Origin of the sequence: Streptomyces sp. NPDC086777 (assembly GCF_040702065.1) — a bacterium.
In the GTDB taxonomy this organism is placed as follows: domain Bacteria; phylum Actinomycetota; class Actinomycetes; order Streptomycetales; family Streptomycetaceae; genus Streptomyces.
The window spans coordinates 82191-97750 of the sequence record NZ_JBFBJI010000023.1; the positions used below are offsets into that span (position 1 = coordinate 82191).

12 protein-coding genes are annotated in these 15560 nt (G+C 72.6%); 6 read left to right on the forward strand and 6 right to left on the reverse strand.

Going from position 1 to position 15560, the window contains the following annotated elements; translation table 11 throughout:
* Positions 1–8: 8 nt before the first annotated feature.
* Together AB0472_RS29295 and AB0472_RS29300 are read left to right on the forward strand one after the other, a co-directional pair.
* Positions 9–743 (forward strand): beta-phosphoglucomutase family hydrolase, encoded by a 735-nt coding sequence (locus tag AB0472_RS29295; protein WP_366360646.1) that lies wholly within the window; start codon positions 9–11, stop codon positions 741–743.
* On the forward strand, positions 740–3085 hold the full coding sequence (locus AB0472_RS29300) for a glycosyl hydrolase family 65 protein (RefSeq protein ID WP_366360648.1): 2346 nt from the start codon (positions 740–742) through the stop codon (positions 3083–3085). Before AB0472_RS29295 ends, AB0472_RS29300 begins: the two co-directional genes overlap by 4 nt.
* A gap of 58 nt (positions 3086–3143) precedes the next feature.
* Here AB0472_RS29300 and AB0472_RS29305 read toward each other — a convergent pair whose 3' ends face one another.
* Both AB0472_RS29305 and AB0472_RS29310 read right to left on the reverse strand, forming a co-directional pair.
* Positions 3144–4040, reverse strand: coding sequence for a M56 family metallopeptidase (locus AB0472_RS29305; protein ID WP_366360650.1), 897 nt, complete (start codon positions 4038–4040; stop codon positions 3144–3146).
* Entirely contained in the window at positions 4037–4420 is a 384-nt protein-coding gene (locus tag AB0472_RS29310) for a BlaI/MecI/CopY family transcriptional regulator (protein WP_294007099.1), read from the reverse strand. The genes AB0472_RS29305 and AB0472_RS29310 overlap by 4 nt, the downstream gene beginning before the upstream one ends.
* Before the next feature lie 177 nt (positions 4421–4597).
* Here AB0472_RS29310 and AB0472_RS29315 point away from each other — a divergent pair, with 177 nt between their 5' ends.
* Positions 4598–5515, forward strand: a complete 918-nt coding sequence (locus AB0472_RS29315) for a lysylphosphatidylglycerol synthase domain-containing protein (protein ID WP_366360751.1) — start codon at positions 4598–4600, stop codon at positions 5513–5515.
* Between the two features lie 37 nt (positions 5516–5552).
* On the opposite strand, the gene AB0472_RS29320 is transcribed toward AB0472_RS29315, so the two are convergent.
* Positions 5553–6236 (reverse strand): phosphatase PAP2 family protein, encoded by a 684-nt coding sequence (locus AB0472_RS29320; RefSeq protein ID WP_366360651.1) that lies wholly within the window; start codon positions 6234–6236, stop codon positions 5553–5555.
* Between the two features lie 310 nt (positions 6237–6546).
* Between AB0472_RS29320 and efeU the strand changes: the two genes are divergently transcribed.
* From efeU to AB0472_RS29335, 3 genes are all read left to right on the forward strand, one after another.
* Entirely contained in the window at positions 6547–8661 is a 2115-nt protein-coding gene (gene efeU / locus AB0472_RS29325; RefSeq protein WP_366360653.1) for an iron uptake transporter permease EfeU, read from the forward strand.
* A gap of 47 nt (positions 8662–8708) precedes the next feature.
* Positions 8709–9980, forward strand: a complete 1272-nt coding sequence (efeB, locus tag AB0472_RS29330; protein ID WP_366360654.1) for an iron uptake transporter deferrochelatase/peroxidase subunit — start codon at positions 8709–8711, stop codon at positions 9978–9980.
* Positions 9981–10127: 147 nt separating this feature from the next.
* Positions 10128–11279, forward strand: a complete 1152-nt coding sequence (locus AB0472_RS29335; RefSeq protein WP_366360656.1) for a HoxN/HupN/NixA family nickel/cobalt transporter — start codon at positions 10128–10130, stop codon at positions 11277–11279.
* A gap of 67 nt (positions 11280–11346) precedes the next feature.
* Here AB0472_RS29335 and AB0472_RS29340 read toward each other — a convergent pair whose 3' ends face one another.
* The 3 genes from AB0472_RS29340 to sthA form a co-directional block, all read right to left on the reverse strand.
* Positions 11347–12306 (reverse strand): hypothetical protein, encoded by a 960-nt coding sequence (locus AB0472_RS29340; protein WP_366360658.1) that lies wholly within the window; start codon positions 12304–12306, stop codon positions 11347–11349.
* Between the two features lie 12 nt (positions 12307–12318).
* Positions 12319–13791, reverse strand: a complete 1473-nt coding sequence (locus tag AB0472_RS29345; RefSeq protein WP_366360660.1) for an APC family permease — start codon at positions 13789–13791, stop codon at positions 12319–12321.
* Positions 13792–14085: 294 nt separating this feature from the next.
* Entirely contained in the window at positions 14086–15489 is a 1404-nt protein-coding gene (gene sthA / locus AB0472_RS29350) for a Si-specific NAD(P)(+) transhydrogenase (RefSeq protein ID WP_366360662.1), read from the reverse strand.
* Between the last annotated feature and the right edge of the window lie 71 nt (positions 15490–15560).

The following is a 15560-nucleotide window of genomic DNA, read 5'->3' on the forward strand; positions in this document are numbered from 1 at the left end:
TGCCGGGCATGACTGCACTCGGTCTGCCCGACACCATCCAGGCCTGTCTCTTCGATCTCGACGGGGTCGTCACCAAGACGGCCGTCGTGCACGCGGCGGCCTGGAAGGAGACCTTCGACGCCTTCCTGCGCGGCCGCGACGGACAGCGGCCCTTCGACGCGGTCGCCGACTACGACGAGTACGTCGACGGACGCCCGCGCGCCGACGGGGTCCGCGCCTTCCTCGAATCCCGCGGCATCCACCTGCCCGAGGGCACCCCGGACGACCCACCGGACGCCCCGACCGTGCACGGCCTCGGCAACCGCAAGAACGAACTGCTGCTGGAGAAGATCCGCACCCAGGGCGTCGAGGCCTACGACGGCACCCTGCGCTACCTGGAGGCGGTCCGCGCGCAGGGGCTGCGCACCGCGATCGTCTCCTCCAGCGCCAACTGCCGTGACGTCCTGCGCTCGATCGGCGCCGAGCACTTCTTCGACGTCCGGATCGACGGCGTCGTGGCCGCCGAGCGGCACCTCCCCGGCAAGCCGCACCCGGACACCTTCCTCGCCGCCGCCCACGACCTGGGGGTCGAACCGGCCGCCGCCGCGGTCTTCGAGGACGCCCTCGCCGGGATGGACGCGGGTCGGGCGGGCCGTTTCGGGTACGTCGTCGGCGTGGACCGCGTCGGGCAGACGGACGCCCTGTACGCCCACGGCGCGGACACCGTCGTGAAGGACCTCGCCGAGCTGGGAGGCAAGGAGTGATCACCCAACGGGCGTACGCCGTGGAGCCCTGGACGGTCCGCGAGACCGCGCTCAACCTGGACGTGCTCGCACAGAGCGAGTCGGTCTTCGCACTGTCCAACGGGCACGTCGGCTGGCGCGGCAACCTCGACGAGGGCGAACCGCACGGCCTGCCGGGCAGTTACCTCAACGGCGTGCACGAGGTGCACCCGCTGCCGTACGCCGAGGCCGGCTACGGCTACCCGGAGTCCGGGCAGACCGTCATCAACGTCACCAACGGCAAGATCCTGCGGCTGCTGGTCGACGACGAGCCCTTCGACCTGCGCTACGGTCGGCTGGTCGCCCATGAGCGGGTCCTCGACCTGCGCCGCGGCGTCCTGGAGCGGACCTGCGAGTGGACCTCCCCGGCCGGCTCCACCGTGCGGGTGCGCTCGACCCGGCTGGTGTCGCTGACCCAGCGCGCGATCGCGGCCGTCGCCTACGAGGTGGAGGCCGTCGACCGGCGCTGCCGGATCGTGGTCCAGTCCGAACTGGTCGCCAACGAGCAACTGCCCGATTCGAACGGCGATCCCCGCGCGGCGCTGGCGCTGCAGTCGCCGCTGGAGCAGGAGGACGACTTCGCCTCCGGGCAGCGGCTGCGTCTCGTGCACCGCACCCGGCGCAGCGGCCTGCGGGTCGCGGCCGCCGCCGACCACACCGTCTCCGGTCCCGAGCGGACCTCGGTGCGCGCCGAGAGCGGCGTGGACGTGGCCCGGATGACCGTCACCTCCGTCCTGGAGCCCGGGCAGCGGCTGCGGGTGGAGAAGTTCGTCGCCCACGGCTGGTCCGGGGTGCGCTCGCTGCCCGCCATGGCCGACCAGGTGGACGCGGCGCTCGCGGCCGCCGCCCAGGAGGGCTGGCAGGGGCTCGCCGACGAGCAGCGCGGCTACCTGGACGACTTCTGGTCCCGCGCCGACGTGGAGGTGGACGGCGACGAGGAGGTCCAGCAGGCCGTCCGCTTCGCCCTCTTCCACGTGCTCCAGGCCGGGGCCCGTGCCGAACAGCGGGCGATACCCGCCAAGGGCCTCACCGGCTCCGGGTACGACGGGCACGCCTTCTGGGACACCGAGATGTTCGTGCTGCCCGTGCTCACCCACACCGCCCCCGGTGCCGTCGCCGAGGCGCTGCGCTGGCGGCACAACACGCTGCCCGCCGCCCGCGAACGCGCGGCCCAGCTCGGCCTGGAGGGGGCCGCGTTCCCGTGGCGGACCATCGCGGGACCGGAGGGCTCGGCCTACTGGCCGGCCGGCACCGCCGCCTTCCACGTCAACGCCGACGTCGCCGACGCCGTGGTCCGCTACGTCGCCGCCACCGGCGACACCGACTTCGAACGGGACGCCGGCGTCGAACTGCTCGTCGAGACGGCCCGCCTGTGGCGCTCGCTCGGCCACCACGACAGCCGCGGCGCCTTCCACATCGACGGCGTCACCGGCCCCGACGAGTACAGCGCGGTCGCCGACGACAACACGTACACCAACCTGATGGCCCGCGCGAACCTGGTGGCCGCCGCCGACGCCGTCGAACGCCACCCGCGGCAGGGGGCGGAGCTCGGCGTCGACGCGGAGGAGAGCGCCGCCTGGCGGGACGCGGCCGAGTCCATGCACATCCCCTACAACCACGAGCTCCGCGTCCACGAACAGAGCGCCGGCTTCACCCGCTACCAGCGCTGGGACTTCGAGAACACCAGCCCCGAGCAGTACCCGCTGCTGCTGAACTTCCCCTACTTCGACCTCTACCGCAAACAGGTCGTCAAACAGGCCGACCTGGTGCTGGCGATGTACACCTGCGAGTCGTACTTCGACGAGGAGCACATCGCCCGCAACTTCGCCTACTACGAACCGCTGACCGTCCGCGACTCCTCGCTGTCCGCCTGCTGCCAGGCCGTCGTCGCCGCCCAGGCCGGGCATCTCGCGCTCGCCCACGCCTACACCGCCGAGGCCGCGCTGATGGACCTCGACGACCTGGAGCACAACACCCGCGACGGACTGCACATCGCCTCCCTCGCCGGCACCTGGATGGCCCTGGTCGCCGGCTTCGGCGGGCTGCGCCACTACGACGACGGGGCCCGCTTCGCCCCCCGGCTGCCGGAACGGCTGCGCCGGCTCGCCTTCAGCCTGCAGCTGCGCGGCAGCAGGCTGCGGGTGGAGATCGGCGCCGACAAGGCGACGTACACCCTGCTGGACGGTCCGCCGCTGACGGTGTACCACCACGGCGAGCCGGTGACGGTCGGCACGGAGAGCCCGGCGGTGCGGGCGGTGCCGCCGACCAGGCCCGGACCGACCCCGGCCCAGCCGCCGCACCGGGCACCGACCCGACCGGCCTGAGCGACGGCGCCCCGTCTTGCTGCGGCAGGTGTGCGGCGCCCAAGAAGAGGAGGGCGCTTCACGTGAGGGCGTCGAAAAGGAGCCGTACCAGGTCTCCCGTCGCGTCCGCCGCGAACAGCGCTGCCAGTGCGCCGAGGGCGAGCACGGCCGCCGCGGCCGGCCAGAGATACGGGGGCGGGGTCGTCTGCAGGGCCGCGATGCGGCGGGTGACCGCCCGGTCGGTGAAGTTCAGGCCGCAGGCCGGGCGCGCGGGCCGCCCCGCGCTGAGCGCCGCCCGGGCCAGCGCCCGGGCCGTGGTGCCGCGGTCCCCGACCTCCGTCGCCGCCTGCTCGTCCGCCCACCGCTCCGCCAGGAAGGTCACGGCCGAACGCACCGGGCCGAGCAGCGGATTGGCGGCCGCGGCGAGCGTCACCGCCGTCACCAGACGGCCGTGCCGGTGGCGTAGGTGGGCCCGTTCGTGTGCGAGCAGCACCCGCCGCTCCGCCGGTGCCAGCGCGCCCAGCATCGCCGAGGTGACCAGGATGCGGCCCGGCCGGCCCGGGATCGCGAACGCCCGCGGCACCTCGCAGGCCGCCACCACCAGCTCGGTGTCCCGCGGATGCCCCGCGCACAGCCGCCGCAGCGCCCGCCGGGTGCGCCGCTCGGCACGCACCGCCCGCTGCACCCGCCAGACCACGACGACCAGCGCCAGGCAGGCGGCGAGGCCGATCACCTCGGGCACCGGGTCGGCCAGCGGGTGCCCGTCCTCGTGGGCCTCCCGGACCACCGGCGGGGCGTCGCCCAGCAGGGCCGTCGTCAGGAGGATCAGCGACCAGGTGGCCGCGGCGGCGGTCAGCACCGCGGCGCAGGCGAGGACGCGGGCCGCCAGCGCCGGCGCGACCCGGCGCGCCGTCACCGGGCTGACCAGGGACAGGAGCAGGGAGACCAGCAGCGGGGTGTAGACGTCGAACCTCATGCGCCGCCTCCGGCGAACAGGTTCCGCAGCGCCCGCTCCTCCTCCGGGCTCAGGCCGGACACGAACTGCTGGAGCGCCGCGATCGGGTCCGGGCCCCGGTCCAGGGCCTCGTGCATGGCCTCGGCGGTCAGTTCGGCGGCGTTCTTCGCCGGCCGGTACGCACCCCGCCGCCCGTCCGCGTCGCGCAGGACGAGCCCCTTGTCGTACAGCCGCTTCAGGATGGTGTGGACCGTGTTGTACGCGAGTCCGCCGCCGATCTCGGTCTGGATCTCGGCCGGGGTCAACGGGCGTTCGGTCGCCCACAGGGCCGCCAGGACCTCGCTCTCCAGCTCTCCGGCGCTGCGCCGCTCCGTCCTGCCGCGGGACCCTGTGCCAGCCATGGCACAACCTTACAGCGCGTAGTGCCGCCGTTCGTATGGCCGTACCCGCGCGGCCTCCGCCGGTAAGTCCGGTTAGTTTGTCAGTGTTTGTCCCTGAAGCCCGTGGAGGGTCCTGCGCGCCGCAGGGGAACAGGGGTGGGTGCCTCGATGGTCTCGAACGTGAACGCCACGGCCGTCATGGGCCGCCGGGGACTCTACTGGCAGAGCGGTGCCTGCCTGGTGCTGCTCATCGGCGCGGGCTGGCTGGTCCGGCGGCACTGGCCGGTGGTGACGCGCGGGGCGGTCCGGCTCGCCGGCGCCGACCAGAGGTGGCTGCTGGTGGCGGCCGTGGCGGCGGCCGGGACCTGGGTCTCCTCCGCGCTCGCCCAACAGGGCGCGGTCACCCGGCGGCTGCCCGGCGGGCGGCTGTTCGCCGCCCAGTTCGCCGCGTCGGCCGCCAACCACGTGCTGCCCGCCGGGCTCGGCGCGGGTGCGGTGAACCTGCGGTTCCTGATGCGCTGCGGGATCACGGCGGGCCGCGGTGCGTCGGCCCTCGCGGTCAAGGCGGCCTCCGGGGCCGTGGTCAGGCTGGTGCTGATCGCCGTGCTCGCTCCCGCCTGCCCGGGGCTGCTGCGGATCCCGCACGTCACCGGCGCCACCCTCCTCGCCGTGGCCGCCACGGCTGCCCTTGGCCTGGTGCTGCTCCGCGTCCGGGTGTGGCCGCGCTGCCGGGGCGCGGTGGCCGCGGTGGCCGCCGACATCCGGGCCCTGCACGCCCGTCCGGTCCGTGCGGCCGCGCTGTGGGGCGGCTCGCTGGCCTTCGCCGGGCTGCACGCGCTGGTGCTCTTCGCCGTCACCCGGGCGGTCGGACTGCCGCTGCCCCCGGCCCGGGTGGCGCTGCTCTACCTCGCCGCCAGCGGCGCCGCCGCGCTGCTGCCCACCCCGGGCGGCCTCGGCTCCCTCGACGCGGCCCTCGCGTTCGCCCTCACCGCCTCCGGGACCCCGGCCGCCGCGGCCGCCTCCGCCGTGCTCGGCTACCGGCTGCTGACCATGTGGCTGCCGCTGCTGCCGGGCCTGCTGGTGCTCGGGCTGCTGGTGCGGCGCCGGGCCCTGTGACGTCGGCTCTGCGGCCGGCGGTCCGCCGCGTCCCGGCTCAGGGTGCGGCCACCGGTCGCTCCGGCGTGCCGTCCGGCGCCCACGTGTCCGGAAGCCACCGGGCCGCCAGGCACGCGAAGACCCCGAGCCACCCGGCCGCGAACAGCCAGCCGCCGATCACGTCGGTGCACCAGTGCACGCCGAGGTACACCCGGGTGGCCCCCACGGCGAGCCCCCAGCAGGCGATGGCCGCACACCACGGGGCACGGCCGGGCGAGGCCCTCGTCCGGACCGCGAGGATCACCAGGCCGGCGGCGAGCGCGGCGGTCGTGGTGTGGCCGGACGGGAACGACCAGCCGGAGGCCGACGTCTGCCAGTCGGCCTGCGGCGGCCGGGGCCGGGCCACCAGCTCCATCACGCCCCACCGGGCCGCCTGGCCCAGGGCCAGGCAGCCCGCGCCGAGCAGCGCGGCGACCGGCCGCTGCCGCCGGGTCCGGCCCGCGACCAGCCCGGCCGCCACGACCAGGGCGTACGGCACGATCCCGGTGCCGGTCGCGGTGATCCCCCGGGCCGCGGCCGTCGCCACGTCGGGCCGGTGACCGACGGACCAGGCCAGCAAGGTGCGGTCCACGGCGAGCGGGGTGCCGTGCCGACCCGCCACCACCAGCGCGAGGACGGCGAACGCCGCCCAGGCCCCGAGCGCGGCACTCCCCGCGAACTCCGCGGCCCTCTTGCGATCCATGACGCCGACGACGGCCCCCTAGGTGTGACGAGTGTGACGAGTGCGATGCGGTACTACGCGGTGCTGTGCGGTGCGACGCGGGTGGTGACTACGAACCTGTAGACGGTCTACCCGAATGTAGACGACGGTCGTCCCGGCGGCGTTCCCGGCCGCGCGCGTCCGTGTCCGGTCGCGGCTTTTGCCGCACCATTGCCCGTTCATGACCGGCTGACTACATGGGTGTAGTCATCATGGTCGGCGGAGTAAGGCATGCCTTCACTAAGTTCGAGCCACGAGGCGGGGACGGGCCTGCCGGGGAGGGCTGCGGCGGATGTGGGACGACGCGTTTCCGAGTTTCCTGATCGGGCTGAGGGAAGGTCTTGAGGCAGGGCTGATCGTCTCGATCCTGGTCGCCACGCTGGTGCGGGCCGGTGCCAGGAATCGGCTCCCGCAGGTGTGGACGGGTGTCCTGGCCGCGATCGCGCTGGCGATGAGCTTCGGCGCGGTCCTCACCTTCACCGCCGCCTCCCTCTCCGCGACCGCCCAGGAGGCCTTCGGCGGCACCCTCAGTGTGATCGCGGTCGCCTTCGTCACCGCGATGGTCTTCTGGATGCGCCGGTCGGCCCGAAGCCTCGCCGGCGAGATCAAGGAGCGGGTCACCGGCGCCCTGGCCATGGGATCGGGCGTGCTCGTCCTGACCTCGTTCCTCGCGGTCGGCCGCGAGGGCCTGGAGACCGCGCTGTTCCTGTGGACCACGGCGCGGGCGGCCGGCGAGTCGGCGGGTCCGCTGACCGGCGCCGGGATCGGCCTGGTCCTGGCGGCCGGCCTCTGCTGGGGGCTGTACCGTCGGGTGCTGAAGATCAACCTCACGAGGTTCTTCACCTACACCGGCGCCGTTCTGATCGTGATCGCGGCCGGCGTCCTCGGCTACGGACTCCGCGACCTCCAGGAGGGCGGCGTCCTCCCCGGCAACACCGCCTACGCCTTCGACCTCACCAGCCACGTCGACGCGGGCTCCTGGTACAGCACCCTCCTCCAGGGCGTCCTCAACATCACGCCGGCGATGACCTGGCTCCAGGTGGCCGGCTACGCCGGCTACCTCGCCGTGGTGATGACCCTGTTCGTGCGGGGAGTGAGGGGAGTGCGCGGGGTGCCCGCCGCGCCTGCCGCCGCGCCGGAGCCGGCCGCCGTCACGTCCGCGCCGGAGCCGGCCGTCGTCACGGCCGCCGTCACGTCCGCGCCGGAGCCGGCCGTCGCCGGACCCGGGCCCGCGGGGGCCGCGCGGCGCCGGCCCGTCTGGGTGGTGCCCGTGGCCGTGGTCGCCGTTCCGGCCGTCGTCGCGGGCCTCGTCGTCTCCCTGGCCCGGCCCAAGCCCACGAGCGGCGAGACCGTCGCCGTCTCCGAGACCGAGTGCGGCAAGGGCTTCACCGCGCCCGAGCCGGGCCGCCAGACCTTCCGGATGCGCAACACCGGGGACAAGACCTCCGAGGTGTACCTGATCGACCCGGGCAGCAACGCGGTCTACGGCGAGGTCGAGGGCCTCGCCCCCGGCACCACCCGGGACCTCGTCGCCACGGTCGCCGGCGGCACCTACGCCTGGCGCTGCGTCCCCTCCAGCGGCAGGGCCGTCACCTCCAGGTCGGTCACCGTCAGCGGCGGCACGGGCAGCACCAAGGCGGTCGTACCGGTGTCCGAGAACGACCTCGCGGCGCCGCTCAAGGCCTACACGGCGTACGTCGAGCAGGGGCTGGCCACCCTCGTGGCCCAGACCCGCACCCTCGACGCCGACATCGCGGGCAACCACCTCGCCAAGGCCCGCACCGACTGGCTGGCCGCCCACCTCACGTACTCCTCGCTCGGCGCCGCCTACGGCACCTTCGAGGACTACGACCAGAAGATCAACGGGCGCGCCGACGGCCTCCCCGGGGGAGTGGCCGACAGGGACTTCGCGGGGTTCCACCGGGTCGAGTACGGACTGTGGCACGCGCAGACCGCAGGGCAGCTGAAGGCTCCGGTCCAGGCGCTCGCGGCCGCGGCCGCCGGACTCCAGAAGGCCTTCCCCACGCAGGACTTCGCTCCGGGAGACCTGCCGCTGCGCGCCCACGAGATCCTGGAGAACACCCTCCAGTTCGAGCTGACCGCCGACACCGACGAGGGCAGCGGCACCAACCTGGCCACCGCGAACGCCAACCTGGCCGGCACCCGCGAACTGCTCACCGTGCTGCGGCCTCTGCTGACCGCGCGGGCGCCGAAGCTGCTGCCGGCCGTCGACGCGGACATCGCCCGCCTCCAGCAGCTCCTGGACGCCGAGCACCGGGGCGCGAACTGGACCCCGGTCGAGCAGCTCGACACCAGCACCCGGCAGCGGATCGGCGGAGCCACCGGACAGCTCCTGGAAGACCTCGCCCCGGTGCCGGACCTCCTGGAGATCAGGAAGTCCGCCTGATGAGCCCCGCACAGCACCCGCACCCGTACGACGAAGGGAACCCTCCGATGCCCGCTGCCGACACCCCGTCCTGCCCGATGGGCACGGGCCGCCGCTCCTTCGTGCGGACGGCGCTGGGCGCCGGCGCCGCGGGCGCGGTCCTGGCCGGCGGCGGCTTCGCGCTGAGCCAGGCCGGCGGCACCGCCGAGGCCCGGGCCGCCGACGGGACCGGCACCGCGAAGGTCCCCTTCCACGGCATCCACCAGGCCGGCATCCTCACCCCCGCCCCCGCGGCCGCCACCTTCGTCTCCCTCGACGTCATAGCCGACAACCGGCAGGAGCTCGCCGACCTGCTGAAGACGATCACCGCGCGGGCCCGGTTCCTCACCTCCGGCGGCACCCCCGACGACCTCGGCGTCGGCGCGCCGCCCGCCGACAACGGCATCCTCGGCCCCGAGGTCCCCTCCGACGCGCTCACCGTCACCGTCGGCGTCGGCGCCTCCCTGTTCGACGACCGCTACGGCCTGGCGAAGGCGAAGCCGGCCCGGCTGACCCCGATGCGGACCTTCCCCAACGACAACCTGAAGCCCGCCGAGTGCCACGGCGACCTGTCCCTCCAGATCTGCGCCGACAGCACCGACACCGTCCTGCACGCCCTGCGGGACATCGCCAAGCACACCCGCGGCGCCATGCAGATCAGGTGGCGGATCGACGGCTTCCAGAACGCCCCGCGGCCCACCGGCGCCCAGCGCAACCTCCTCGGCTTCAAGGACGGCATCGCCAACCCGGACGTCGACTCCGCCCGGGAGACCAACCGGCTGATCTGGGTCGGTGCGGGACAGGGCGAGCCGTCCTGGACGGCGGGCGGCAGCTACCAGGTCGTCCGGATCATCCGGATGCTCGTCGAGTTCTGGGACCGGGTCTCGCTCAGCGAGCAGGAGCTGATGTTCGGCCGCCGCAAGGACACCGGCGCCCCGCTGGACGGCGCCAAGGAGACCGACATCCCGAACTACGCCAAGGACCCGAAGGGCAACGCCATCCCGCTGGACGCCCACATCCGGCTCGCCAACCCGCGCACCGCGAAGACCGACAGCTCCCGCATCCTGCGCCGCGGCTACAACTACGACCGGGGCATCGACAGCGTCGGCAACCTCGACATGGGCCTGGTCTTCTGCTGCTACCAGCAGGACGTCCAGCGACAGTTCGAGGCCACCCAGACCCGGCTCATCGACGAGCCGCTCGTCGACTACATCTCCCCGACCGGAGGCGGCTACTTCTTCGCCCTGCCGGGCGTGAGGAACACCGAGGACTGGCTGGGGAGCGGACTGCTGGCGTCCTGACCGCCGACCGGCCTTTGCCTTCTCATGGCATTCTCTTGGTGAAGGCCTGTCGCGGACCTTGCTGCGAACGATGTGCAAGTACGAGAGGATGGCACAAGGCTGCCCATGGCAGCTGCCCATCGCTCGACCGAAGGATGTCACCTCCCGATGACGGCCGCCCCTGGTTCCGCTCCGTCCCTCCCCGCCCAGGCCGAGACCAAGCGCTCGGCCTGGCACCGTGTCCGGGGCTCCATGACCCGGCAGGAGTGGATCAGGGTCGGCGGGATGGCCGGCTTCGTGCTTGCCCTGCACGTCATCGGCTGGGGGACGCTGGTCGGGATCATCGCCCCGCAGCACTTCAGCGTCGGTACCGAGTCCTTCGGCATAGGCATCGGCGTGACCGCCTACACGCTGGGCATGCGGCACGCCTTCGACGCCGACCACATCGCGGCGATCGACAACACCACCCGCAAGCTGATGGGGGAGGGGCAGCGGCCCCTGTCGGTCGGCTTCTGGTTCTCCCTCGGCCACTCCAGCATCGTCTTCGGCCTCTCCCTGCTGCTCTCGTTCGGCATGAAGGCCCTGGCCGGACCGGTGCAGGACGACGGATCGCACCTCCACGAGGTCACCGGCCTGATCGGTACGACGGTCTCCGGCACCTTCCTCTACCTCATCGCCGGCATCAACCTCGTCATCCTGGCCGGCATCTGGAAGGTCTTCCGGCAGATGCGCTCCGGCGCCTACGACGAGGCCGCGCTGGAGACGCAGCTGAACAACCGCGGCTTCATGAACCGCTTCCTCGGCCGGGTCACCGGCTCGATCCGCAAGCCCTGGCAGATGTACCCGCTCGGCCTGCTCTTCGGACTCGGCTTCGACACCGCCACCGAGATCGCCCTGCTCGTCCTCGCCGGCTCCGGCGCCGCCTCCGGCCTGCCCTGGTACGCCATCCTGACCCTGCCGGTGCTCTTCGCGGCCGGCATGTCCCTGCTCGACACCATCGACGGCTCGTTCATGAACTTCGCCTACGAGTGGGCGTTCTCCAAGCCGGTCCGCAAGGTCTACTACAACCTCACCATCACCGGCCTGTCCGTGGCCGTCGCCCTGATCATCGGCACGGTCGAACTCCTCGGCCTGCTCGCCGACAAGACGGGCCTGCACGGCTTCTTCTGGGACTGGGTGTCCGGCCTCGACCTGAACACCGTCGGCTTCGTCATCGTCGGCCTCTTCTTCGCCACCTGGGCGATCGCCCTGGCGGTCTGGAAGATGGGCCGCATCGAGGAGAAGTGGACCAGCGGCCTCGCCGAGCAGACCGAGAGCTGAGCAGTACCCCGGTAAGGGGCACTGCGCGCGACCGGCGAGGACGGCGCCGCAGCCCACGGACGGCCTGTCAACCACGCATCTTCAGATCCGCCCGCCACTTGACGATCTGCTTCTCCGCGTCGCCTGTGTACGACCACGGCGTGCGGGTCGCGCGCCGCCCCTGCAGATGCAGCAGTTCCACGGCGAGGTCGGTGACGCCCGCCTGGCAGGCCGCGTGGGTCAGATGGTTGAGGTCGCGCAGCTCGCCCGGGGCGACCGGGCCCTCGGGACGCTGGGCGATCCAGCGCTCCCAGGTGCGGCGTACGTCGCTGACCGCCCCGTCGTGCTTCCAGTGCTGGCTGAGCGCGACCGCGTTCTGCTGTCCCTGTGCCGCGTCCAGGGCGTACCGGAACTCCTCGACGCGGGCGTACTGCACCAGGACGGGCAGCGCGCAGCCGGGCGGGGCGACCCCGGCCGCGTCCCGGGCGAAGTCGTACATCAGGCCGTGCGTGCCGTGCCAGCGCGCGGAGTAGTAGTGGAGCACCTGGAGGTGGCCCTCCACGTTGTAGGGGTCGCGCCGGTGCAGCTCGTCCCACCAGCGGGCGAGTTCCTGCCGGCGCACCCCGGTCGGGTACAGCCGGGCCACCGAGATCAGCGAGACCCAGGGCGTCGGGTCCTGCGGGTACGCGTCGGCGGCGGCCAGGCAGGCCAGCACGGCGGTGTCGATCCTGGCCCGGTCGATCGGGACACCCCGGCCCGCCGAGATGGCCAGGGTGAACGCCCGGGCAGTCTCGGTCGCCGCCCGCAGCACCAGCGCGTCGGCGCCGTGCGGCTCGGCGGCCAGCCAGGACTCCGACGTGGAGTTGCCCGCGCAGGCCTGTGCCAGCAGCCGGACCCGGTGTCCCCGGGCCAGCCAGTGCGGGCCGGTGGTCCGGAGCAGTTCCCTGAGTCCCTGCCAGCGGCCGATGACGATGTCCTGCCGGGCCGAGGTGAGGGCCGCGTCCCCGCAGTCCGGGTCGAAGTCGGGGGCGAAACGGTCGCGCGCCATCTGACTCGTACCTCAGAAGTCGGTGGGGAGGCCTTCGTATGCCTGGGCGTGCACGGTTGCGGGTTCGTCGGGGACGTAGTCGGCCTCGACCGTCCGGGTGGCGTCCAGCCTGGCCGGCCGGTAGTAGTCGCTGCCCTGCTTCCAGTACCAGAGCATCGGGACCAGGCCGACGGCCAGGCCGCCGACGCCGATCGCGATGGCCGCGGTGCTCAGCTCGCCCAGTGACTCGACGAAGATCCAGAACATGAACACCGCGCCGCACAGCGGCCACAGGCCGCCGAGCAGGAAGGTGCCGGCCGACCTGAAGAGCATCTTGCGGTAGGCCACGACCACCGCGAGGCCCGCGAGGCCGTAGTAGACGGCGATCTGCAGGCCGATCGCCTTGATGGCGTCATCGAGGATCTCGCCCACCGAGCCCAGTGCGTTGGAGGCGATGAACAGGGTCAGCGCCACCGCGCCGACCACGCCGATCGCCACGTGCGGGGTGTTCCAGGTGCGGTGCACCCGGCCCAGCGCGGTCGGCATCGTACGGTCGCGGCCCATCGCGAACAGCGAGCGGGTGACCTGGATGAGCGTCGTCTCCAGGGTGGCGATGGTGGACAGCATCACGGCGGCGACGAGCAGCTTGCCGCCCCAGCCCGGCCAGATCTCCTGGCCCAGCACGCCCAGCACGTTGGCCTTGTTCGCGTCGATCTGGTCCGAGGAGAGGACGACGTTCGCGGCGATGGTGAACACCTCGAAGAGGGCGAAGACGATGCCGACGCCGATCAGGCCCGCGAGGCCGGTGGTGCGGCGGGAGTTGCGGGTCTCCTCGCTGAGGTTGCTGGTGACGTCCCAGCCCCAGTAGTAGAAGGCGGCGATGAGCGCGCCCGAGGCGAAGCCGGAGACCCCGTCGAAGTGCGAGAAGCCGAGCCAGGACCAGTCGAAGCTGCGGGCGTTGCCGGTGTGGAAGAGGGCCAGCACCGCGAAGAGCAGCAGGATCGCCAGTTCGATGCCGGACATCAGCAGCTGGGCGCGGACGGTGAGGCGCGCGCCGCCGAGCACCACCGCCAGCATGACCAGGAACCAGGCGGCGCCGACCACGGTGGACAGGGCCACGTCGTCGGCGAGGTCCGCGTGGAACAGGGACAGCGTCATCGACCCGGCGGGCAGTGAGCCGGCCACCATGAAGATGGTCGCGGACACCACCAGCGCCCAGCCGCTGACGAAGCCGAGGAACGGGTGCAGGGTGCGGCCCACCCAGGAGTAGCTCGCGCCCGCGTTCACGTCGATCCGGCCCAGGTAGCTGAAGGCGAGCGCGATGCCGAGCATCGGTATCGCACACCACAGCAGCGCGGCCGGACTGGCCGGCCCCACCGCCCCGACCAGCACCGCGGTGGTCGCGGCCAGCGAGTACGCCGGTGCGCTGCCCGCGACGGCCATGACCACCGTGTCGAACGTGCCGAGGGCGTTGGCCTGGAGCCCTCTGCCCCTGTTGTTGCTCATGGTTGTGCTGCTTTCCGGTCGTGCAGGGCGCACGGGAGTGCAGACCCGCGGCGGTACGGGTGGGGGGTGCACGACCCGCCCCGCACCCGGTGAGGGATGGCCTCGGGCAAGGACCGGTCGGAAGAGAAAGGTGGTGGTGAGGGCCGCATGCCCAGAGTCGGCGAACGGTCACACCGCGTGTGTGGGTGTGACTATAGCGGCACGCTTTGACCTTTCAAGATGACCGACCAGTAATCACATATGCCACTTGGTGCCGACAACTCTCCCACCGGAAGCAGCGGTTCCTCCGGCCCCTCAGTCCTCCAGCCGGTCGAGCTGCCGCAGCTTGTTGGTGGCGTCGAGGGCCGCGACCTTGTACGACTCCGCGAGCGTCGGGTAGTTGAACACCGCATCCACCAGGTAGTCGACCGTGCCGCCGCAGCCGATGACCGACTGACCGATATGGATCAGTTCTGTCGCTCCGGTACCGAAACAGTGCACGCCGAGCAGCCGCCGGTCCTCGGGTGAGACCAGGAGCTTGAGCATGCCGTGCGAGTCGCCGATGATCTGGCCCCGGGCCAGCTCCCGGTAGCGGGCCACCCCGACCTCGAACGGCACACTGTCCGCGGTGAGTTGGTCCTCGGTCCGGCCGACGAAGCTGATCTCCGGAATCGTGTAGATGCCGATGGGCTGGAGGTTGTCCATCTGCCCGACCGGTTCCCCGCACGCGTGGTAGGCGGCGACGCGGCCCTGTTCCATCGAGGTCGCCGCGAGCGCCGGGAAGCCGATGACGTCGCCCACGGCGTAGATGTGCGGCACCTCGGTGCGGAAGTGCTCGTCCACCGTGATCCGGCCGCGCCGGTCCGCGGACAGGCCCGCCCTGTCCAGGTCGAGCCCGTCGGTCAGGCCCTGCCGGCCCGCCGAGTACATCACCGTGTCCGCCGGTATCTTCTTGCCGCTCTCCAGCACGGTCAGCGTGCCCCGCGGATGCCGCTCGACGGCGGCGACGGTCTCCCCGAACCGGAAGGTGACGGCCAGGTCCCGCAGGTGGTACTTGAGCGACTCGACGACCTCGACGTCGCACATGTCGAGCATGGCCGCGCGCTTCTCGACCACGGTGACCTTGCTGCCGAGCGCGGCGAACATGCTCGCGTACTCCATGCCGATGACGCCGGCCCCGACGATGACCATGGAGCGCGGCACCCGCTCCAGCGACAGCACGTTGTCCGAGTCCATGATGGTGCGACCGTCGAACTCGACGCTGTCCGGCCGGGCCGGCCGGGTGCCGGTCGCGATGACGATGTGCTCGGCCGTCAACAGCCGTTCGTCGCCGTTGGGTTCGCGCAGGGCGACGGTGTGCGGGTCGACGAACCGGCCGACGCCGGAGCAGAGGGTGACGTGGTTGCGGGAGAGCTGGTTGCGGATGACGTCCACCTCGCGGCCGACCACGTGCTGGGTGCGCGCGGTCAGGTCGGCGACGGTGATGTCCTCCTTCAGCCGGTAGCTCTGGCCGTACAGGTCGCGCTGGGTCAGGCCGGTCAGGTAGAGGACCGCCTCGCGCAGGGTCTTGGACGGGATGGTCCCGGTGTGGATGGACACGCCGCCGACCATGTCGGGGCTGTCCACGACGGCGACCCGGCGGCCGAGCTTGGCCGCGGCGATGGCGGCCTTCTGACCGCCGGGTCCGGAACCGATGACGAGCATGTCGAAGTCGGGCACCCTGCGAAGTCTGTCAGCAGCCGCCCCCGCTTCGAAAGGGTGAACGGGCAACCTTCGCGTGAAATCCGGCG